The following is a 20,309-nucleotide window of genomic DNA, read 5'->3' as shown; positions in this document are numbered from 1 at the left end:
GGCACTCACCGATGATGTCGCGCCCACGCCGCTCAGCGCGGATAGACCACGAACTTCGGTGCGGAACCACTCGGGGACGGCGGCACCCGGTAGTGACGCAGCGTGAACTGCATCATCTTCCGGAACGCCGGGTTGGCGATCGCCGCGCCACCACCGCCGGGGGCGTACACGAAGACCGCGATCACGTACCGGGGCTTCTCGGCGGGGGCCATGCCGATGAACGAGGACACCTCGCCCGACTGCCTCTTGCCGTCGACCCGACGCCAGCCGGTGCCGGTCTTGCCGGCGACCCGGTAGCCGGAGACCGCGGCCGTGGTGCCGGTGGCGCCCTCGACGGTGGTGACCGCCTCCAGCATGGTGCGCAGCGCCGCCGCGTTCTGCGGGCTGAGCACGGAGCGGGTGACCGGCGCGGGCGCGGGGGTCCGCTTGCCGTCCGGGCCGATCGTCTCCTTGACCAGGTGCGGCTGCACGTACGTGCCGTCGTTGGCGATCGCGGCGTACGCGGCGGCCATCTGCAACGGGGTGGCGTCGACGCTGTGCCCGATCGGCACCGAGCCGTACGACGAGTCGCTCCACTCGTCGGCCGGCAGCAGCCGGCCGCTGGCCTCGCCGGGCAGGCCCTCGCGGGTGGGCTGCCCCAGCCCGAACCGCTTCTGGTAGTCGATCAGCCGGTCCTTGCCGAGCTTGTCGGCGACGGTGATGGCGCCGACGTTCGACGAGAAGGCCAGCATCCCCGGAATGCTCATCTTCTTGCCGTTGGCGGGGTGCGTGTCCGAGAACCAGGTGTCGCCCATCTTGATGCTGTTCGCGATCGGCAGCGTGGTGTCCGGGGTGATCACCCCCTCCTGGAGCGCGGCGGCGTAGGTGATGGCCTTGTGCACCGAGCCCGGCTCGACCACGAAGCTGGTCGCGGCGTCCTCCCGGGCGACCGGGTCGCCCGGGGTCGGCTTGGCGGCGTTGTAGGTGGGGTCGCTGGCCTGGGCCCGCACCTCGCCGGTGGCGACGTCGATGATCACGGCTGCGGCGGTCGCGCCCTTCTGCCCCGCCATCCCCGCGCTGAGGATCTGCTGGCAACGGAACTGCAGGTCCCGGTCGATGGTGAGGGTCAGCGAGCTGCCCGGCTTCGCCGGAGTCGTCTTGCTGTAGCCGCCGGGGATCGGCGCGGCCAGGTCACCGAGGCCGGCCTCGTACACCCGCCGGCCGTCCTGCCCGGAGAGCAGGTCGTCGTAGCGGGCCTCCAACCCCTCCAGGCCGTCCATGTCCTGGCTGGTGAAGCCGATCAGGTTGGCCGCCAGGTCGCCGCCGGGCACCTCCCGGCGCTCGTCGCGGTGCACGCCGATGCCGGGCAGGTCCAGGTCCAGCACCTGCTTGGCCGTCGGGATCTCCACCCCCCGGGCCAGGTACTCGAAACGCGACGCGTTGCCGTTCTCCAGTTTGCGGGGCTTCATCAGCTCGGTCAGCTTCGACGCGGGAATGCCGAGCAACGGGGAGAGCGCCTTGGCGGTGGCGTCCGCCCCGATCCACCCGGGGCTGGACCGGTCTTCGATCAGCGTCGGGTCGGCGAACACGTACCGCGCCTCGACGCTGTGCGCCAGCGGCTCGCCCCGGAAGTCGTAGATCGCGCCGCGCGGCGCGGGCAGCTCCACGGTGCGCGTCCGGTCGGCGACGCCACCACCGGCGTAGGCGGGGGTGTCGACCGCCTGCAGGAAGATCAACCGCACCCCGATGGCGACGAAGAGCGCCAGGGTGAGCACGGTGCCCAGGCGCAGCCGCAGCCGCGGGTCGGCGAGCTTCGGCGGGCGGGGCGGCTTGCGGGACGGCCGGCGGGCCGGCGGACGGTCGCCGCGACCGGGCGCGCGGGGCGTGGTGCGGCGACGCGGCGGCGGGACGTCACCGGGGGCGCCGCGCGGATTCCGGGGCGCGACGGTGCGCACGACGCCGCTGCGGCCGGCCGCCGGAGCGTCACGCCGGCCGGCGCGGGCGGCGGCCCGGCCGCCGTCGAGCACCTGCAACGCCGGCCGGAACGGGTCGCCGGACCGCGTGCTGCCCCGAGGGGTACGCCGCTGCTCGGCGTTCCCGCCGCGCGCGGGCGTGCCGCGCTCCTCGCGGACCGTCCGCCCCCTCGGGGTGTACGCCCGAGCGCCGGAGATGCCACCGATCCCCGGCTCACCCGTGCGGGACTCGGAGTCGGCGGCGTCCCGGCGAGAGCCGCGCCGGGACCCCGTGGGGTCCCGGCGCGGCTCGTCCGACCTCGGTGGCACCGGTCAGCCTCCCGCGCCCTGGCTGGTGACCGACGGCTCGCCGGTCGCCGGCTTGGGCACGCCGATCGGCTTGCCGTCCGGCATCCGGATGTACGCCGGCTCACCGGCGTCCACCAGACCCAGCCGACGTGCCTCGGCGGTCAGGTTCCCCGGCGCCTTGGCGTCGGCGATCTGCTTGTCGAGCTGCTGCTTCTCCAGGTCCAGTCGGGCCTGCTGCTGCTGCAGCTTCTCCAACCGGAACGCGTTCTCATTGATCTTGGTGTTGACCGCCAGGATGCCGAACACCCCGCCGACCACCAGCACCACGATCAGCGCCGCGAACGGCGCGCGCGGAACGGACACCGGCGGCGGAGGCGCCACCCGCAGCCGCGGCGAGCGGGCTGCCGCCGTGGCGGCTGCCTTCTCGGCCGGACGCAGCGCGGCACTGCCCTGGGTCGGGAACTCGCGCGCCCCCCGGGCGCGAGTCTCCCCCTGCCGACTCACTCGATCGATGCGTGGCGTACCGTTTTCCACGCGCGGAGCTCGCTCCGCCGCGGTCCGGCCCCCCGACCGCGGTGCGCGCTGCCCGCCGCCGGTGACGTCCCGGCGGTCGCGCTTGTCAATGCTCATGTCCCTCCCCCTCAACGTCCGTCCCTCGCCGGTCGCGGCGCCCCTGACCCCCCACGGATCAGGCGGACCCCGTGCCCGGTTGGTGCATTCCCTTCACCCGTCGGCGAGACCGTTCGCGGTCGGTCCGCCCCTGCTCTGTCGCGTTCGGGTCGAGTCGCTCCGCGGCCCGCAGCCGCACCGAAGCGGCGCGCGGGTTCGCGGCGACCTCCGTCTCCCCGGGCAGTTCGGCGCCCCGGCTGAGCAGCCGGAACGTCGGACCGGACCCGGGCAGTTCGACCGGGAGGTCGATCGGGCCCTTACTACGGACCCGGTCCGCGAGCGCCGCCTTGGTGAGCCGGTCCTCCAGCGAGTGGTAGGACAGGACCACCATGCGACCGCCCACGGTCAGTGCGTCGAGCGCGGACGGCAGCGCTGTCTCCAGCGCTGCCAGCTCTCTGTTTACCTCGATCCGTAAAGCCTGAAACGTTCTCTTTGCCGGGTGCCCGCCCGTTCGTCGGGCTGGTGCCGGAATCGACTCCCGGACCAGCTCGGCCAGCCGCGCCGACGAGGTGATCCGGGCCCGTTCGCGCTCCCGGATGATCGCCGAGGCGATCCGCCCGGCGAACTTCTCCTCGCCGTACACCCGCAGCACCCGGGCCAGATCCGGATGGGCGTACGTGTTGACCACCTCTTCGGCGGTCGTCCCCCGCGTCTGGTCCATCCGCATGTCCAGCGGCGCGTCCTGCGCGTACGCGAACCCGCGGTCGGGCGCGTCCAGTTGCAGCGACGAGACACCCAGGTCGAACAGGATCCCGTCGATGCCCGGATACCCCAGCCGCTGGAGCACGTCGGGCAGCTCGTCGTAGACGGCGTGCTCCAGGTGCACCCGGTCGGCGAACCGCGCCAACCGCACCCGTGCGTGGGCGAGCGCCTCGGTGTCCCGGTCGAGCCCGATCAGGACGGTCTCCGGATGCGCTTCGAGCACCGCCTCCGCGTGCCCGGCCAGGCCGAGCGTCGCGTCGACGTGCACCGTCCGGCCGCCTCGACCCAGCGCGGGGGCCAGCAGCTCGAGACACCGCTCGAGCAGCACCGGCACGTGCGTGCCGCGCAACTCCCCCATGATGACCCCCACTGGTTGAAACGTCCGTTCTTCTCGCGCGCCTGCCGTTGGAGACGGCGCTCCCGTCGTACCGCCAGATCCCCATCCGCTCCCGCCGGACACCGACTTCCGCCGGATTACTGGATCGTGCGCCTGGCACCGGGGAAGTGATGCCAGGAACTCGAAAGCGGCTGGAGATCTCGCAGTACGTCGGACGCCGTTCCGCCCTACAGACCGCCGGGCAGCACCCCCTCCTCGATGTCGGCGAAGTCGTCTTCGCTCTCGGCGAGGTAGGTCTCCCAGGCGACCTTGTCCCAGATCTCGACCCGGGTGCTCGCGCCGATGACCACCAGGTCCCGGTCGAGCGCCGCGTACTCACGAAGATGCGCGGGGATCGTCACACGGCCCTGCTTGTCCGGCACCTCGTCGTGCGCGCTGGCGAAGAAGACCCGGCTGTAGGCCCGGGCCGCCTTGTGCGTCATCGGCTGCGCGCGCAACTGCTCCGCGATCCGTTGGAACTCGGGTGTCGGAAAGACATAGAGGCAGCGATCCTGCCCTTTGGTGACCACGACACCCCCCGCCAGCTCATCCCGGAACTTGGCCGGAAGGATCAACCGGCCCTTCTCGTCCAGGCGCGGGGTATGGGTGCCGAGAAACATCGGCCCAACCCCCTCGCCCTTGAGCGGCGTTCGCGGCGCCGCTGACCCCCCGGGCCGGTGAGCCCTCCCGGCCTCACCATTGGGCCCCACTCTACTCCACTTCCCTCCACCTGCAACCAGATTCGCCCGCGTGGCGCGTCCGATCCGCGCGTGAAACCGCACGTCACAGGGGGTGGAGCGGAGTGGAGGGCCGGCGCGCCCGCCCGGTGTGGTCCGCTTTCCGACATTGATCGACTCCGTCCGGCCGAGCGCGCGCCGACCGCCCGCCGGGATGCCACGGCCGAACGGTTCACCGTCGGCGGCGATCTGGCGAGGTGGGCGGTCCGGTAACCTCGCTCGCGTGACGGACGCGAAAATGCCCCTACGGGCCAAGGTGGCCAGCTCCGTGTCACGGACCGCCGCGGCGCTCTCCCGGGCCGCCGGCCGTGGCGACGGTTCGGTGATCGGCGGGTGGATCGGGTTGAAGATCGACCCGGACCTGCTGGCGCACCTGTCGGCCGGCCGCGCCATCGCGCTGGTCTCCGGCACCAACGGCAAGACGACCACCACCCGGTTGACCGCCGCCGCGGTCGGCGTGCTCGGGCGGGTCGCCACCAACTCGTTCGGCGCCAACATGCCCAGCGGGCACACCTCGGCGCTGGCCAAGGCCGGCAGCACCCCGTACGCGGTGCTGGAGGTCGACGAGCACTACCTCGCCCAGGTGCTCGAGTCGACCGAGCCGCACGTGGTCGCGCTGCTCAACCTCTCCCGCGACCAGCTCGACCGCGCCAAGGAGGTCGCCATGATGGCGCAGCTCTGGCGCGCGGCCCTGGTCCGGCACACCGACGTACGGGTGGTGGCCAACGCCGACGACCCGATGGTGGTGTGGGCGGCCACCCCGCCGGCCGACCCGGCCCGCGGCATCAATCCGCCGCACGTGACCTGGTTCAGCGCCGGCCAGCGCTGGCACGACGACTCCTGGGTCTGCCCGGAGTGCGGCGCCACCATCGCCCGCTCCGGCGAGCAGTGGTGGTGCACCGGCTGTGCGCTGCGCCGCCCGGAGCCGCACTGGGTCGTCGAGGACGAGGGAGTGCTCGACCCCACCGGGGCCTGGCACAAGGTCTCCCTCCAGCTACCCGGCAAGGTCAACCTGGGCAACGCGGCGACCGCACTGGCGGTGGCGGCCGAGTTCGGCGTACGCCCCGTCGACGCGGTGAGCCGTCTCGGCATCGTGACCTCGGTCGCCGGCCGGTACGCGCAGGTCGACCGGGACGGCCGCAACATCCGGCTGCTGCTGGCGAAGAACCCGGCCAGCTGGCTGGAGGCGTTCGACATGGCGGACGAGGCGCCCACCCTGCTCTCCATCAACGCGCGTGACCCCGACGGGTTGGACACCTCCTGGCTGTTCGACGTCGACTTCGCCCCGCTCCGCGGCCGGCAGGTGTTGATCACCGGTGACCGGGCATACGACCTGGCGGTTCGGCTGGACGTCAACGACGTGCCCTTCCAGCACGTCCGCACGTTCGACGACGCCGTCCGGTCGGTCCCGCCCGGACGGCTCGAGGTCATCGCGAACTACACCGCGTTCCAGGACATCCGAGCGGAGTTGGACCGTGTCAACTGAGAGCCTGCGTATCGTCTGGATCTACCCCGATCTGCTGTCCACCTACGGTGACCGGGGCAACGCGCTGATCCTGGCCCGGCGGGCCCGCCAGCGCGGCATGCCGGTCGAGGTGCTGGAGGTCCGCTCCGACCAGCAACTGCCGTCGACGGCCGACATCTACCTCGTCGGCGGCGGCGAGGACGGCCCGCAGGCGCTGGGCGCGCAGCGGCTCATCGCGGACGGCGGCTTGCACCGGGCGGTCGCACAGGGCTCGGTGGTCTTCGGTGTCTGCGCCGGTTACCAGCTGCTCGGGACGTCCTTCTTCGCCAAGGGCGTGCAGTGCCGCGGCCTGGAACTGCTGGACCTGCGGTCCGACCGAGGCGAGAGCCGGGCCGTCGGCGAGCTGGCCGGTGAGATCGACCCTCGGCTGGGCCTGCCGCCGCTGACCGGTTTCGAGAACCACGGTGGCCGTACCCACCTCGGCCCGGAGGTCGCCCCCCTGGCCCGGGTCACCGCCGGGATCGGCAACGACGGCGCCACCGAGGGCGCCTGGCGCGGCAAGCTGCTCGGCACCTACTCGCACGGTCCCGCGCTGGCGCGCAACCCGGCCCTGGCCGACCTGCTGCTGCGCTGGGCCACCGGGGCACACCAGCTCCCGCCGCTGGACGACACCTGGCCCGACCGGCTCCGCACCGAGCGCCGTTCAGCGGTGGCCGCCGCCCGGGCATGATCCACGCTGTCCGGCGGCTGCTCCGGCAGCCGTCGGCCGCCCGGTTCGCCCTGCTGGTCGCGCTCATCGGCGGCTGCGGGCTGCTGCTGCTCCTGGCGCCCCGCCCGGACCCGGCGCGGCTACCGGCGCTCGCCGACCAGCTGGGCGACCTCGCCCCGGTGGCGGCGATCCTCGGCGGCGCGCTGCTCCTGGTCGCGCTGGTCCCCCGCACCTTCGTGACGCTCGCCGCAGGCGCGATCTTCGGCCCGCTGGAGGGCGCCGCGTACGCCCTGGGCGCGGCGTTGGTGGCCGCGGCGATCGGATTCACCGTCGGCCGGCTGCTCGGCCGGGAGTTCGTCGCCGAACGGGTACGCGGTCGATTGGCCCGCCTCGACGGTTGGTTCGCCCGGCAGAGCGTGTTCGGCGTGGTCACCGTCCGGCTGCTGCCGATCGCGGGGTTCGGCCTGGTCAGCTACGGCTACGGCACGACCGGCACGCGGGTGTTGCCGTTCCTGGCCGGCAGCGTGATCGCCTCCGCGCCGACCGCGTTCGGCTACGCGGCGATCGGCGCGGCGGTCAGCTCACCCGGTCACGTCAACTGGTACGCCGCCGCTCCCGCCAGCCTCGGCCTGATCGCCAGCCTCGTCCTCGTACACCAGTGGTGGCGCGCCAACCGCCACCGCCGCTCCACCCCAACCTGACCCCCGCGCCCCGCCCGCGCCCCGCCCGCGCCCCGCCGATCTTGCACTTTCTGTCCCGACAAACCGTCGCATAAAAGGGCGGAATGTCGACCGAAACTGCAAGATCGACGGGGCGGAGCGGGGCGACAGGGTGGGGTGGGGGTCAGGCGACGACCGAGACCATCCGGCCCTTGACCACGATGACCTTGCGGGGTTCCCTGCCGGCCAGCGTCGCGGCCACCGCCTCCAGGGCCGCCGCGCGGACGGTCTCGTCGGCGGCGTCGGCGGGCACCTCGACGCGTCCCCGGACCTTGCCGTTGACCTGCACCGGGTAGGTCACCGTGTCGGCCACCAGCAGCGCCGGATCGGCCACCGGGAAGTCCGCGTACGTCAGCGAGGTGTCGTGGCCCAGCTTGCGCCACAGCTCCTCGGCCAGGTGCGGGGCGAACGGCGCCACCATCAGCACCAGCGGCTCGGCCACCTCGCGGGGCGTCGCCGACAACCCGGTCAGCCCGTTGGTCAACTGGATCAGCTTGGCGATCGCAGTGTTGAACCGGATGCCCTCCATGTCGCCACGGACCCCGTCGATCACCGTGTGCAGCAGCCGGCGGGTCGTCTCGTCAGCCGGGTCGTCGGTGACGCGCACCTCGCCGGTCTGCTCGTCGACGACCGCCCGCCAGACCCGCTGCAGGAACCGGTACGAGCCGATGACCGCCCGGGTCTCCCACGGGCGGGACACCTCCAGCGGGCCCATCGACATCTCGTACACCCGGAAGGTGTCCGCGCCGTACGCCGCGCACATGTCGTCGGGGGTCACCACGTTCTTCAGCGACTTGCCCATCTTGCCGTACTCGCGGTTGACCACCAGGTCTTCCAGGTAGTACGCGCCGTCGCGCTCGACGACGTCCTCGGCCTGCACGTAGCTGCCCCGCGAGTCGGTGTACGCGTACGCCTGGATCATGCCCTGGTTGAACAGCTTGCGGAACGGCTCGAACGACGACACGTGACCCAGGTCGAACAGCACCTTGTGCCAGAACCGCGCGTACAGCAGGTGCAGCACGGCGTGCTCGGCGCCACCGACGTACAGGTCGGTGCCGCCGCAGTCGCCCTCGCCGCGCGGGCCCATCCAGTACCGCTCGTTCTCCGCGCTGACGAACCGCTCGGTGTTGGTCGGGTCCAGGTAGCGCAGCTCGTACCAGCAGGAGCCGGCCCACTGCGGCATCACGTTGGTCTCGCGGGTGTAGCGCTGCGGCCCGTCACCCAGGTCCAGCTCGACTTCGACCCAGTCGCGGCGACGTGACAGCGGGGTCTCCGGGTTGGAGTCGGCGTCGTCCGGGTCGAACGTCTTCGGGGAGAAGTCGTCCACCTCGGGCAGCTCGACCGGCAGCATCTCCTCCGGCAGGGCGATGGCCGCGCCGGTGGAGTCGTACACGATCGGGAAGGGCTCACCCCAGTAGCGCTGCCGGGAGAACAGCCAGTCCCGCAGCCGGTAGGTCACCGCGCCGGTACCGTGTCCGTTGGCCTCCAGCCACGCGATGATCGCCGCCTTGGCGTCGACGACCCCCAGGCCGTTCAGGTCCAGGCCGCGCTCGGGCGCGGCGCTGTTGATGGCCGGGCCGTCGCCGGTGTACGCCTTGCCGTCGAAGCCCTCCGCCGGCTGCACGGTCCGCACGATGGGCAGCTCGAAGACCTCGGCGAACGCCCAGTCCCGCTCGTCCTGCGCCGGCACCGCCATGATCGCGCCGGTCCCGTAGCCGGCCAGCACATAGTCCGCGACGAAGATCGGGATCTGCCCGCCGGTGACCGGGTTCGTGGCGTACGCGCCGACGAAGACGCCGGTCTTCTCCTTGGAGTCGGACTGCCGCTCGACGTCGGTCTTCGCGGCCGCGGCCCGGCGGTACGCCTCGACGGCCTCGGCGGGGCTGGCGTGCCCGCCGGTCCAGGCGTCCCGGGTGCCCTGCGGCCAGGCGGCCGGCACCAGGGCGTCGACCAGCTCGTGCTCGGGCGCCAGCACCACGTAGGTGGCCCCGAAGATGGTGTCCGGACGGGTGGTGAACACCCGGATCGGCGCCTCCGCCGTGGCGAAGTCGATGTGCGCGCCCTGCGACCGGCCGATCCAGTTGCGCTGCATCAGCTTGATCGGCTCGGGCCAGTCCAGGCTGTCCAGGTCGTCCAGCAGCCGGTCACCGTACGCGGTGATCCGCATCATCCACTGCTTCAGGTTGCGCTTGAAGACCGGGAAGTTGCCCCGGTCGGAGCGGCCGTCGGCGGTGACCTCCTCGTTGGCCAGCACGGTGCCCAGCCCCGGGCACCAGTTCACCGGCGCCTCCGAGACGTACGCCAGCCGGTGGTCGTCGACGACCTGGCGACGCTCGGCGACGCTCAGCTCGGCCCAGGACCGGCCGTCCGGGGTCGCCCGGTTACCGCCCTCGAACTCGACGATCAGCTCGGCGATCGGACGGGCCCGGCCGGCGTCCCGGTCGTACCAGGAGTTGAAGATCTGCAGGAAGATCCACTGCGTCCAGCGGTAGAAGTCGGTGTCGATGGTCGACACCGAGCGCCGCTCGTCGTGCGCCAGCCCCAGGCGGCGCATCTGCGCCTTGTACCGCTGAATGTTTTGCTCGGTAGTGGTCCTGGGGTGGGTGCCGGTCTGCACGGCGTACTGCTCCGCGGGCAACCCGAACGCGTCGAACCCCATCGCGTGCAGCACGTTGTGCCCGGCCATCCGCTGGTAACGGGCGTAGCAGTCGGTGCCGATGTAGCCCAGCGGGTGGCCGACGTGCAGGCCGGCGCCCGACGGGTACGGGAACATGTCCAGCACGTACAGCTTCTGCGCGTCGAAGCGCGGGTGGCTCGGATCGGCCAGCGGACCGGTCGGGTTGGGCGCGTGGAAGGTGCCCTCGCGTGCCCAGGTGTCCTGCCAACGAGTCTCGATCTCGTCGGCCATGGCCGCGGTATACCGGAACGGGGGGATGTCGCCCGCCGGTGCGGCTGCCTTGCTCATCGTCTCTCCTCGCTTCGCTTCGCTTCGTCTCGGCACCGCCGGGCCGGACCGGCGGCGGGCACAAAAAAAGCCCCTCGCGCAGGAGGGGGCCGCCGTGCTGTCGCGCGCTCAGCGCATCAGCACGGCCCGATAAGAAGCAGGAAGACTCCGGCCATATCCGGCAGTCTACCCCCTCACCTGCGGCATTAATGCGTCCGTCAGCGCGCCCGCACCGATCCCCCGACTCGGCGAATATCCATCCGTAACCGACGGACTACCTGCGGGGGTCGGCGATAACGACAAACATGGTTAGCCTGAGAGGCCAGTGAGCTCCCTGCGGCAAACGAGGCTCGGCGTCGCATACCCAACGGCGGGTCCAGGTGCTCTCGACAGAGCTGCCGTGACGGCGACGAGGAGGAGGCCCGTGACACAACAGACCTGGGACGAGGTGGGCGGCCTGTTGCCGCACGACGAGTTCCGCGCCGCCAGCGAGGCCATCGTGGCCAACATCGAGCAGGTCATCGAGGGAAAGACCGCCACCGTGCGGCTGGCCCTGGCTGTGCTGCTCGCCGAGGGCCACCTCCTCATCGAAGACGTCCCCGGCGTCGGCAAGACCAAGCTGGCCAAGGCCCTCGCTCGGTCCATCGACTGCACGGTCCGCCGGATCCAGTTCACCCCCGACCTGCTGCCCAGCGATGTCACCGGCGTCAGCGTCTACAACCAGGAGACCCACGACTTCGAGTTCCGGCCGGGCGCGGTCTTCGCCAACCTGGTGGTCGGCGACGAGATCAACCGGGCCTCGCCGAAGACCCAGTCCGCGTTGCTGGAGTGCATGGAGGAACGGCAGGTCACCGTCGACGGCGTGACCTACCAGCTCCAGACCCCGTTCATGGTCATCGCCACCCAGAACCCGATCGAGATGGAGGGGACGTACCCGCTGCCGGAGGCGCAGCGCGACCGGTTCACCGCCCGGATCGCGATGGGTTACCCGGACGCCGGCGCGGAGCTGGCGATGCTCGACGGCCACGGCGCCACCGACCCGCTGCACGAGCTGCGTCCGGTCTCCGACGCCGACATGGTCCGGCAGCTCATCGCCACCGTCCGGCAGGTGCACGTCGCGGACGCGGTCAAGCAGTACGCGGTCGACCTGGTCACCGCCACCCGTGAGGCCCACGACCTACGCCTCGGCGCGTCCCCCCGGGCGACGCTGCAACTGCTGCGCACGGCCCGGGCGGTCGCCGCGCTGGAGGGCCGCGACTACGTCCTGCCCGACGACCTGCAGGCCCTGGCGGTGCCGGTGCTGGCGCACCGGATCATCCCGACGGCCGACGCGCAGCTCGCCCGGCGGACCACCGACGCGATCGTCTCCGAGCTGGTGCACCGGCTGCCCCTGCCGCACGACCGTCAGCGCAACCCGTACGACACCCGGCCCGCCACCGGCAACGGCCGCGCGCCCTACGAGCCGCGGAGGCCGTGACGTGCGTGCCGGGCTGCGCGGGCTGACCACCCGCGGTCGCTCGTTCCTGGCCGCCGCGGTCGCCGCGGCGGTCTCGGCCGTCATCCTGGGCGAGAAGGACCTGCTCCGGGTGGCGCTGCTGTTGGCCATCCTGCCGCTGCTGGCCGCCGCCTACGTGGGTCGCAGCCGCTACAAGCTGGCCTGCAACCGCTCGCTGGACCCGCACCGGGTCCCGGTCGGGGCCAACTCGAGGATCGTGCTGCGCCTGCAGAACCTCTCCCGGCTGCCCACCGGCACCCTGCTGCTGGAGGACCGGCTGCCCTACGCGCTGGGCAGCCGGCCCCGCGTCGTGCTGGAACGGCTCGGCGCGCAACAGGCCAGCTCCGTGGCGTACACGGTCCGCGCGGACGTGCGCGGTCGCTACGACGTGGGTCCACTGGTGGTTCGGATGACCGACCCGTTCGGTCTCTGCGAGCTCACCCGCTCCTTCCCCAGCACCGACCACCTCACGGTCATCCCGCAGGTCACCCCCCTGCCGTCGGTCCGGCTCCCCGGGGAGTACGCGGGCAGCGGCGACAGCCGGGCTCGTTCGGTGGCGGTCCACGGCGAGGACGACGCGGCGACCCGGGAGTACCGCCGGGGCGACGACCTGCGTCGGGTGCACTGGAAGTCCACGGCGCGCACCGGCGAGCTGATGGTGCGCCGGGAGGAGCAGCCCTGGGAGAGCCGCGCCACCGTCGTGCTGGACACCCGGGCGTACGGCCACCGGGGTGACGGGCCGACAGCGAGCTTCGAGTGGGCGGTCTCGGCCGCCGCGAGCATCGCCGTACACCTGCGCCAGGCCGGCTACAAGCTGCGCCTGGTCACCGGCTCGGGGGTCGACGTGGACGCCTCGGAGGGCGGTGGCGACGGCGTGCTGCTCGACCATCTGGCCGAGGTGCGGTTGGACCAGCGGGCCGACGTCACCGGGCTGGTGCAGCGGGTGCGGCAGCGCGCCGACGGCGGGCTGATCATCGGGCTGTTCGGCGCGGTGAGCGTCGCCGAGGCCGAGCTGCTGGCCGGGCTGCGCGGCAACGGCGCGACGTGTGTGGGTTTCCTGTTGGACAGCTCCACCTGGCTCAGCCTCCCCGAGAAGGCTCGCGCCGAGGCGGAGCACGCGCACGGCGCCGCCGTGCTCACCATGGTGCGCAGCGGCTGGCGCGTGGTCGGCGCCGACCACGGCAGCCGACTGCCGGCGCTGTGGCCGCAGGCGGGCCGCGGTTCCCAGGGCTTCGCCCTGCGGGCCGCGCTGGCCGAGACGGTCGCTGGCCGCGTGCGATGAACGGAAGGTCCCCCTCATGATCGCCAGCCGGAACACCGGTCTGGTCGCGGCCGCCGCGACGCTGCTCGCCGCCGCGCCGCTGTCGGCCATCTTCCAGACCTGGACGTGGCTGATCCAGTGCGCGATAGCGGTCGCCGTGGTGGCCGGGGTCGCCGCGCTGACCCGGCTCGTCCGCGCGCCGCTCTGGGGCCAGGTGCTCGGCATGCTGGCCGCCCTGCTGCTCGCGCTGACCTGGCTGTTCCCGAGCGGCAGCGAGCTGCTGGCCCTCCTGCCCACGCCGAGCACGATCGGGCACTTCGCCGATCTGCTCGCCGGTTCGGCGCAGGACATGCGCTCGTACGGCGTCGAGGTCCCGGACACCGATCCGCTGCTGTTCATCACCGTGCTCGGCGTCGGCGGGGTGGCCGTGCTGGTGGACGTACTGGCCGTGGGACTTCGCCGGCCGGCGCTGGCCGGGCTGCCGATGCTCGCGATCTACTCGGTGCCGGTCGCCGTCTACGTGGACAGCGTTCCCCCACTGCCGTTCGTGGTGGGCGCCGCCGGTTACCTGTGGCTGCTGGTGACCGACAACATCGACCGGGTGCGTCGGTTCGGGCGGCGGTTCACCGGCGACGGCCGGGACGTGGACGTGTGGGAGGCGTCGCCGCTGGCGTCCGCCGGACGTCGGCTCGCCGTGGTCGGCGTGGTGCTGGCCGTGGTGCTGCCGCTGGCGGTGCCCGGCCTGAGCGGTGGGCTGCTCGACCGGATCACCGAGGGCACGGGTAACGGCACCGGCAACGGTCGGGGGGTGGGTGGCTCGTCCGGCCGGATCGACCTGTTCGCGTCGCTCGCCGGCCAGCTCAACCAGTCCGAGGTGGTGGACCTGGTCAAGGTGACCACGTCGGAGCAGACCCCGTTCTACCTGCGCTACGCGGTCGCCGACGAGCTGCGCCCGAACGGTTTCCAGGCCCGCGCCGCGAGTGGCCGGCCAGCCAACCGCGATCTGCCCGACCCGGGCGAGCGGGTCGGGCCGGGGGTGCAGCAGGCCGAGTACCGGGCGACCGTCGAGGTGACCAAGAGCCTCAGCATGTCCCTGATGCCGGTGTACGCCGAGCCGGTGCGCACCCAGGACCTGAACAGCAACTGGCTGTACGACCCCAACCAGCAGATCGTGTTCTCCAACCGGGAGAGCTCGCGGGGGCGTAAGTACTCGTTCGACTACATCCGCTCGACGTACACCCCGGCGACCCTGCGGGCCGCGAAGTCGCTGCCGGCCGAACACCCGCTCCGCCGGCAGCAGACCGCCACCCCCGGGCCGGTGCCCGAGGTGGAGGAGCTGGTCCGAGGGCTGATCCAGGGCAAGCGGACCGACTACGACCGGGTGCTGGCCATCTACCAGCACTTCTCCGCGAACAACGGGTTCACGTACCGGTTGAGCACCGCGAGCGGCAGCAGCGGCCAGGACATCGTGAACTTCCTGACCAACAAGGTCGGTTACTGCCAGCAGTACGCCGCCGCGATGGCCTGGCTGGTCCGGTCGGCCGGCATCCCGGCGCGGGTCGCGTTCGGGTTCACCAACGGCAGCAGGCGCGACGGCGACACGTACACGCTGACGAACCTCAACCTGCACGCCTGGACCGAGGTCTTCTTCGACGGGATCGGCTGGGTGCCGTTCGACGCCACCCCGGCGTCCGGCGTTCCCGGCTCCACCCGATCGGCCTGGGCGCCGGACACGGACGCCCCCGAGCCGTCCACTCCGGAGGCCGGCGCCACGGACAGCCCGAGCGGCGCGGACTCGTCGGCCGAGCCGACCGGCCCGGACAACGCCGACCGGGACACCGACTCCGGGCTCTCGCTGGGGGATTCGCGGCCGACTGAGCGGGCGCCGGTGTGGCCGTGGTGGCTGGCGGCCGTACTCGCGCTGGTGGCGCTGCTGGCGGTGCCGGCGCTTCGTCGGCGGGCGCTGCGTCGGCGGCGGGCCGGCCGGGCGGACGTCGCGGCTGCCACCACCGCTGTGGGCGACGGGCCGCCGACCGACGACACGCGGGTGATGGTGGTCGAGGCGGACCCGGGTCGCGCTCGCGCCGACGCCCACGCCGCCTGGGCCGAGTTGCTCGACACGCTCGTCGACTACAAGGTACGGGTGGACCTGACCGAGACGCCCCGGGCGACCGCGGACCGGCTGGTCCGGGACGCTCTCCCCGACGACGCCGAGGCCGTCGGGGCGGCGCGGCTGCTCGGCCGTGCCGAGGAGCGGGCCCGGTACGCGCGGGCTCCGCTGACCGGTGAACCGTTGCCGTCGGCGCTCCGCGCGGTCCGTGGGGCGCTCTCGTCCCGTGCGGATCGACGGACCCGGCTGCTCGCCGCCGTGTTGCCGCCCTCGGTGCTGCTGCGCTGGCGGATCGCACTGGCGGACTCCTCCGGCCGCCTGGTGGCGGTGACCACGCGGATGCGCTACCGGCTGCTGCGCTGGAACCCGCGCCGGTTGCTGGCCGATCGAGCCGCCCGCTGACCGACGCCCGCCAGCGCGCTGCGGCGGCGCCCCGGCCTAACGCCGGGGCGCCGCCCCAGTAGCAGGTCCCAGTAGCAGGTCCCAGCCCCAGCCCCAGCCCCAGCCCCAGCCCCAGCCCCAGCGATCTTGCACTTTCTGTCGCGACATAAGGGGTATCCCACTCATACGGACGACAGAAACTGCAAGATCGGCGCGATCTCGGAGGGACGCGCGGCGCGGGGCGCGGGGCGCGGGGCGCGGCGGCGCGGGGCGCGGCGGCGCGGGGCGCGCGAGCACGGCGGCGCGGGGCGCGGGGCGCGATGTTCGGGGCATGACGGAGCGACGGCGGCCATCGGGGGTGTCCCGATGGCCCGCTCGTCGCGGTGGTCGGCCCGCCTCAGCGGCGGGACGCGCTCAGCGGTGCCCCTCCGGGCGCTGCCGCCATCGGTCTTCCATCCGGTCCAGGATCGACCGTCGGCGACCGGACCGGCCACCGCGGGGACGACGACTCGTCGTGCCACCCACCACGTGCAGGTCGGGTGACTGCGCCCGCCGGTGCGACTGCACCGCGAACGCGGCCGACGCCAGCATGACGACGAAGCCCGCCACCGCCAGCGGTGGAGTCTTGATCACCGCGCCGTAGACCAGTAGGGCCAAGCCAGCGATGATCACGCCGGCTGCGACGAGCAGGCGACGCCGCGCGTGGAAGCGCGGATCGCTGGCGCGCACGGCCGAGGCGAATTTGGGGTCCTCGGCAAGCGACCGCTCGATCTGCTCGAACAGCCGCTGCTCGTGCTCCGAGAGCGGCACGGCACTCCTCCCCGGTCACGTTGGTCGGCCCACTCGGGCCGACAGACCGTGGCAGCCAACCGGCTGCTTACCCGCAAGTCTACGAGGGGGGTCGCGCGTCGGAAAGCGGGACGACCTACGGGTGGGGTGGATTTTCCTTTCGATGAGCGTCACGGTCGGCTAACAGACTGGCCGGACCTATGACGGACCGCCCGAATCGGGCAGCGGCGGCGTCCGCGGCGGCTTCCGCCTCCCGCCAACCACGCTCGGGCGCGCCGAGGGTGAGCTGTCGGGGCGCGCCCTGCGCCGAGGTGAGCCCCTCCACCCGGACACCGACGAGGCGGATCCGCTCAGCCGGGTCCAGCGCGGTGTAGAGCGCCCAGACCGTGTCGAACATCTCCCGGGCCGTGTCGGTGGGTACGTCGAGGGTGCGGGAGCGGTTGACGGTGCGAAAGTCGGCCAGTCGTACCTTCAGGGTGATCGTGCGCCCGACGTGGCCGGCGCTGCGCAGCCGGACGCCGACCTTCGCGCTGAGCGCGAGCAGGGTACGGCGGATCTCCGTCGGGTCCGCCACGTCGGCGTCGAAGGTCACCTCGGCGCCGATCGACTTGTCGACGTGTTCGGGACTGACCCGGCGCGGGTCACGCCCCCACGCCAGCTCGTGCAGGTGCGCCGCGGACGCCGCGCCCACCGCTCGGCGCAGCATGCCCACCGGGGCCTCGGCGAGGTCCCCCACGGTGGCCAGACCCAGCCGACGCAGCGTCTCGGCGGCCCGCTCCCCCACCCCCCACAGCGCGTCCACCGGGAGCGGGTGCAGGAAGTCGAGGACCTGCCCGGCGGGTACGACCAGCAGGCCGTCGGGCTTGGCCCGGGTGGAGCCGAGCTTGGCCACGAACTTGCTCGGCGCCACCCCGACCGAACACGTCAGTCCCTGCTCGTCGGCGACCCGCTGGCGGATCAGCCGGGCGATGGTGGCCGGCGGGCCGAACAGCTTGCGGGCGCCCCTGACGTCGAGGAACGCCTCGTCGAGGGAGAGCGGCTCGACCAGCGGGGTGACGTCCCGGAAGATCTGCATGACCGCCCGCGAGGCGGCCGAGTACGCGGCGAAGTTCGGCGGCAGGTAGACGGCGTGCGGGCAGAGGGCTCGGGCCCGGGAGGTCGGCATGGCGCTGCGCACGCCGTAGCGGCGAGCCTCGTAGCTGGCCGAGCTGACCACGCCACGCGAGCCCACGCCACCCACCACGACCGCGCGGCCGCGCAGCTCGGGTCGGGCGCGCACCTCCACCGAGGCGAAGAACGCGTCCATGTCGACGTGCAGGATGCCGCTGGCGGAGTCGTCGGCGTCCGGCCCGAAGCGCGGATCACCGCCTCGGGGCAACGACTGACTGCGGCCCATCGGTGCAGGTTATCCCCGAGGTACGACACCAGCACCGGCCGGCTGGCCGGACCGCGCCCCGGTCAACCCCGCACGACCAGCAGCGGCACGGTCAGCTCGGCGGCGGTGTCCGCCCCGTGGTACGCGACCAGCTTCGACACCTTCGGCGGTTCGGTGCGGCTGGCCAGGACGGCGTACGTGTCGTTGCAGGTCACCACGACGTCACCGATCCGGCCCAGGTGCTCCTCGGGCACCGGCCCGAACCAGCCGGTGGCGACCACCTCCGCGCGGGTACGCACCCGGGCCGCGTCGCCGAGCACCGCCGACCAGGCGGCCACCACGTCGTCCACCGCTCCCGGCTCGGTGTGCAGGTAGCGCACCCGGGCCTCGCCGGCAACCACCCGCAGGCCGTCGCGCAGCCGTGGATCGGTGTCCAGGTCGAAGCGGTGCGCGACGGGGATGTCGAGTTGCCCGTGGTCGGCCGTGACCAGCAGCGCCGCGTCCGGCGGTAGCCCGTCGACCAGCCGGGCGAGCAGCAGGTCCACCTCTGCGGCGGCGCTTCGCCACGGCGCCGAGTCGACCCCGCTGAGGTGCCCCTGCCGGTCGAGGTCGGGGTGGTAGCCGAAGACCAGGGTTGGTCCGTCGCCGGCGGACAGCGCGGCGCGCATGGCGGTGGCCAGCTGGTCCGCGCCGGCGGCGCCCCGGAAGTCGCCGCCCCGGTTGGCGGCCAGGGTCAACCCGCTGCCGCCGTACTCCGGCCGGCTCACCACCGTCGTCGCCACCCCGGCGGCCCGGGCCCGTTGAAGCTGGGTGGGCACCGGCTGCCAGCGCAGCGGCGACGGGTCGGCGGCCCAGTCGGTGTGGGTGAGTACCCGGTCGGTGCCGGGCACCCGCACCGTGAAGCCGAGCACCCCGTGCGCGCCGGGCGCGACGCCGGTGCCCAGCGTCACGAGGCTCGTCGGGGTGGTGGACGGGAAGCCGGCGACGAGGGGCCGACCCACCGTCGCGGCTAGCCCGGCGAGCGTCGGCGCGTACGGGGCGGCGGTCGGCACCTGGTACCAGCCGAGCCCGTCGACGAGCAGGACGGCGATCCGGCGTACCCCGGCCAGCGCGGGCGTCAGGCCGAGCGGGTCGGGCGAGCCGGGCACGCCCAGTACGGCGAGCGCGCTGGGCAGCACGTCGGCGATCCGTCCGCCGGTTCGATCGGGTGCGAGGACCGCCAGCGGCGGGTCGAGGCCGGTCACCGGACCGCTGGCAGCCGGTGTACGCCCGTCGGCGGTCAGCTCGGGGCCGGACGAGCCGGCCGACGTACCCCCGTCGACGGGCCGGACCGGACGGGTCATGCCGGTCGGCGGGCGAACAGGTGCAGTTGGGCGGCCAGATCCCGGTAGGGGGGCTGAGCGGCCAGGGCCAGTTCCAGCTCGACCAGGGCCGCGGGCTGCCCGTCGGAGACGGCGGCCGGCAGCAGGTCGGCAAGCACGCGTACCCCGTGGATGTCCTCGACCTCCAGCCCGGCGGCGGTGAGCAGCGCGACGGCCTCGGGGGCGTCGTAGCGGCGGCGCAGGGTGTCGCGCGGCCCGGCGCTGCCGGCCGGGTCGGCGGCCACCGACGCCGCGACGTCCAGATGCCCGTTCATGGCGCGGCCCAGCACGGCCGCCGCACGGCCGGCTACCAGCACGCTTGCCGCGCCGCCGGGGCGCAGCGCGGTGGCCAGCGCGGCGACCACCGGCGTCGGGTCGTCGACGACCTCCAGGACTGCGTGGCAGAGCACCAGGTCGACCCCGGCCGGCTCGACCAGCCCGGCGAGGGCGTCGCCGTCGCCCTGCACGGCGACGACCCGATCGGCGACCCCGGCCTCGGCGGCCCGGCGGGTGAGCGCGGCGAGCGCGTCGGGGCTGGCGTCGACCACGGTGACGCGGTGCCCGGCCCGGGCCAGCGGGACGGCGAAACCGCCGGTGCCCCCGCCGATGTCCAGCACGGTCAGCTCGGCGTCGCCGCGCCGGTCCAGCTCGGCGCGCAGCACCGACCAGATCACGGCGGTACGGGGGGTCAGCGGCGGCGCGGCGAACCGGCCTCGGGTCTGCTCCACCCGGTCGAGCCTAGTGGTCAGGACTGGGTGCCCTCGACCGCGTCCTCAGCCCGGGATCGACGCTCGTTGGCGACCGGACCGTTTGTCACCTCGTACTCGCGGGGGTCGGTGAGGTGCGACGGCATCCAGCCGGCACCCAGCCGGGTCCGCCGGACGTTGGCGATTCCGCCACCGGTGTACGCGTGGTTTCCCATCACTTGTCAGTCCCCCTCACGGATCACGGGCCGCTCTGCCCGCTCAGGACGAGT

The 20,309-nt window shown here is 73.1% G+C and carries 15 protein-coding genes and 1 pseudogene; 6 read left to right on the top strand and 10 right to left on the bottom strand.

The window, feature by feature from the left end; translation table 11 throughout:
• Window positions 1–32: 32 nt before the first annotated feature.
• The 4 genes and pseudogenes from AB0B55_RS05960 to mraZ all read right to left on the bottom strand — a co-directional run bounded on the left by AB0B55_RS05960 (window position 33) and on the right by mraZ (window position 4,607).
• Window positions 33–2,261 (bottom strand): penicillin-binding protein 2, encoded by a 2,229-nt coding sequence (locus tag AB0B55_RS05960; protein ID WP_357170703.1) that lies wholly within the window; start codon window positions 2,259–2,261, stop codon window positions 33–35.
• A 3-nt stretch (window positions 2,262–2,264) separates the two neighbouring features.
• Window positions 2,265–2,870, bottom strand: a complete 606-nt coding sequence (locus tag AB0B55_RS05955) for a hypothetical protein (RefSeq protein WP_357126937.1) — start codon at window positions 2,868–2,870, stop codon at window positions 2,265–2,267.
• Window positions 2,860–3,969: pseudogene (rsmH, locus tag AB0B55_RS05950) on the bottom strand (16S rRNA (cytosine(1402)-N(4))-methyltransferase RsmH). The gene AB0B55_RS05955 and the pseudogene rsmH overlap by 11 nt, the downstream one beginning before the upstream one ends.
• Before the next feature lie 206 nt (window positions 3,970–4,175).
• On the bottom strand, window positions 4,176–4,607 hold the full coding sequence (gene mraZ / locus AB0B55_RS05945; RefSeq protein ID WP_355049459.1) for a division/cell wall cluster transcriptional repressor MraZ: 432 nt from the start codon (window positions 4,605–4,607) through the stop codon (window positions 4,176–4,178).
• Window positions 4,608–4,962: 355 nt separating this feature from the next.
• Between mraZ and AB0B55_RS05940 the strand changes: the two genes are divergently transcribed.
• Genes AB0B55_RS05940 through AB0B55_RS05930 form a run of 3 tightly spaced genes read left to right on the top strand, consistent with a single transcriptional unit; the run spans window position 4,963 to window position 7,599 of the window.
• Window positions 4,963–6,210: a MurT ligase domain-containing protein gene (locus AB0B55_RS05940; RefSeq protein WP_357171213.1), complete on the top strand. Its 1,248-nt coding sequence runs from the start codon at window positions 4,963–4,965 to the stop codon at window positions 6,208–6,210.
• Window positions 6,200–6,919, top strand: a complete 720-nt coding sequence (locus AB0B55_RS05935; protein ID WP_357126932.1) for a glutamine amidotransferase — start codon at window positions 6,200–6,202, stop codon at window positions 6,917–6,919. The genes AB0B55_RS05940 and AB0B55_RS05935 overlap by 11 nt, the downstream gene beginning before the upstream one ends.
• The gene (locus tag AB0B55_RS05930; protein ID WP_357126929.1) at window positions 6,916–7,599 is read left to right on the top strand and encodes a VTT domain-containing protein; all 684 of its coding nucleotides are present in this window, start codon (window positions 6,916–6,918) and stop codon (window positions 7,597–7,599) included. The genes AB0B55_RS05935 and AB0B55_RS05930 overlap by 4 nt, the downstream gene beginning before the upstream one ends.
• 142 nt (window positions 7,600–7,741) lie before the next feature.
• On the opposite strand, the gene leuS is transcribed toward AB0B55_RS05930, so the two are convergent.
• The gene (gene leuS, locus AB0B55_RS05925) at window positions 7,742–10,582 is read right to left on the bottom strand and encodes a leucine--tRNA ligase (protein WP_357170701.1); all 2,841 of its coding nucleotides are present in this window, start codon (window positions 10,580–10,582) and stop codon (window positions 7,742–7,744) included.
• 403 nt (window positions 10,583–10,985) lie between these two features.
• On the opposite strand from leuS, the gene AB0B55_RS05920 reads away from it, so the two are divergent.
• Genes AB0B55_RS05920 through AB0B55_RS05910 form a run of 3 tightly spaced genes read left to right on the top strand, consistent with a single transcriptional unit; the run spans window position 10,986 to window position 15,829 of the window.
• Window positions 10,986–12,038 carry a MoxR family ATPase gene (locus AB0B55_RS05920; RefSeq protein WP_357126923.1) on the top strand — a complete coding sequence of 351 codons (1,053 nt, stop codon included), beginning with the start codon at window positions 10,986–10,988 and terminating at the stop codon, window positions 12,036–12,038.
• 1 nt (window position 12,039) lies between these two features.
• Window positions 12,040–13,338: a DUF58 domain-containing protein gene (locus tag AB0B55_RS05915; RefSeq protein ID WP_357126920.1), complete on the top strand. Its 1,299-nt coding sequence runs from the start codon at window positions 12,040–12,042 to the stop codon at window positions 13,336–13,338.
• Window positions 13,339–13,354: 16 nt separating this feature from the next.
• The gene (locus tag AB0B55_RS05910; RefSeq protein ID WP_357170699.1) at window positions 13,355–15,829 is read left to right on the top strand and encodes a transglutaminaseTgpA domain-containing protein; all 2,475 of its coding nucleotides are present in this window, start codon (window positions 13,355–13,357) and stop codon (window positions 15,827–15,829) included.
• A 393-nt stretch (window positions 15,830–16,222) separates the two neighbouring features.
• On the opposite strand, the gene AB0B55_RS05905 is transcribed toward AB0B55_RS05910, so the two are convergent.
• The 5 genes from AB0B55_RS05905 to AB0B55_RS05885 all read right to left on the bottom strand — a co-directional run bounded on the left by AB0B55_RS05905 (window position 16,223) and on the right by AB0B55_RS05885 (window position 20,258).
• Window positions 16,223–16,618 carry a DUF3040 domain-containing protein gene (locus AB0B55_RS05905; protein WP_234590673.1) on the bottom strand — a complete coding sequence of 132 codons (396 nt, stop codon included), beginning with the start codon at window positions 16,616–16,618 and terminating at the stop codon, window positions 16,223–16,225.
• A gap of 115 nt (window positions 16,619–16,733) precedes the next feature.
• Window positions 16,734–17,993, bottom strand: a complete 1,260-nt coding sequence (locus tag AB0B55_RS05900; RefSeq protein ID WP_357126912.1) for a DNA polymerase IV — start codon at window positions 17,991–17,993, stop codon at window positions 16,734–16,736.
• Between the two features lie 62 nt (window positions 17,994–18,055).
• Window positions 18,056–19,315 carry a nucleotide pyrophosphatase/phosphodiesterase family protein gene (locus tag AB0B55_RS05895; protein WP_357126909.1) on the bottom strand — a complete coding sequence of 420 codons (1,260 nt, stop codon included), beginning with the start codon at window positions 19,313–19,315 and terminating at the stop codon, window positions 18,056–18,058.
• Window positions 19,312–20,082, bottom strand: a complete 771-nt coding sequence (locus AB0B55_RS05890) for a methyltransferase domain-containing protein (protein ID WP_357127324.1) — start codon at window positions 20,080–20,082, stop codon at window positions 19,312–19,314. The genes AB0B55_RS05895 and AB0B55_RS05890 overlap by 4 nt, the downstream gene beginning before the upstream one ends.
• Window positions 20,079–20,258, bottom strand: a complete 180-nt coding sequence (locus AB0B55_RS05885; protein ID WP_355049450.1) for a hypothetical protein — start codon at window positions 20,256–20,258, stop codon at window positions 20,079–20,081. Before AB0B55_RS05885 ends, AB0B55_RS05890 begins: the two co-directional genes overlap by 4 nt.
• Window positions 20,259–20,309 lie beyond the last annotated feature (51 nt).

This window comes from Micromonospora sp. NPDC049107 (genome assembly GCF_040648595.1).
Taxonomy (GTDB): domain Bacteria; phylum Actinomycetota; class Actinomycetes; order Mycobacteriales; family Micromonosporaceae; genus Micromonospora.
The sequence above is the reverse complement of the archived record's forward strand: the minus strand, read 5'-3'. Positions and strand labels throughout refer to the sequence as shown.

Excerpts from the sequence above, each read along its gene's own strand:
- AB0B55_RS05955 (WP_357126937.1), bottom strand. The coding sequence starts at position 2,870 with ATGAGCATTGACAAGCGCGACCGCCGGGACGTCACCGGCGGCGGGCAG.
- mraZ (WP_355049459.1), bottom strand. The coding sequence starts at position 4,607 with ATGTTTCTCGGCACCCATACCCCGCGCCTGGACGAGAAGGGCCGGTTG.
- AB0B55_RS05940 (WP_357171213.1), top strand. The coding sequence starts at position 4,963 with ATGCCCCTACGGGCCAAGGTGGCCAGCTCCGTGTCACGGACCGCCGCG.
- AB0B55_RS05930 (WP_357126929.1), top strand. The coding sequence starts at position 6,916 with ATGATCCACGCTGTCCGGCGGCTGCTCCGGCAGCCGTCGGCCGCCCGG.
- leuS (WP_357170701.1), bottom strand. The coding sequence starts at position 10,582 with ATGAGCAAGGCAGCCGCACCGGCGGGCGACATCCCCCCGTTCCGGTAT.
- AB0B55_RS05910 (WP_357170699.1), top strand. The coding sequence starts at position 13,355 with ATGATCGCCAGCCGGAACACCGGTCTGGTCGCGGCCGCCGCGACGCTG.
- AB0B55_RS05900 (WP_357126912.1), bottom strand. The coding sequence starts at position 17,993 with ATGGGCCGCAGTCAGTCGTTGCCCCGAGGCGGTGATCCGCGCTTCGGG.
- AB0B55_RS05895 (WP_357126909.1), bottom strand. The coding sequence starts at position 19,315 with ATGACCCGTCCGGTCCGGCCCGTCGACGGGGGTACGTCGGCCGGCTCG.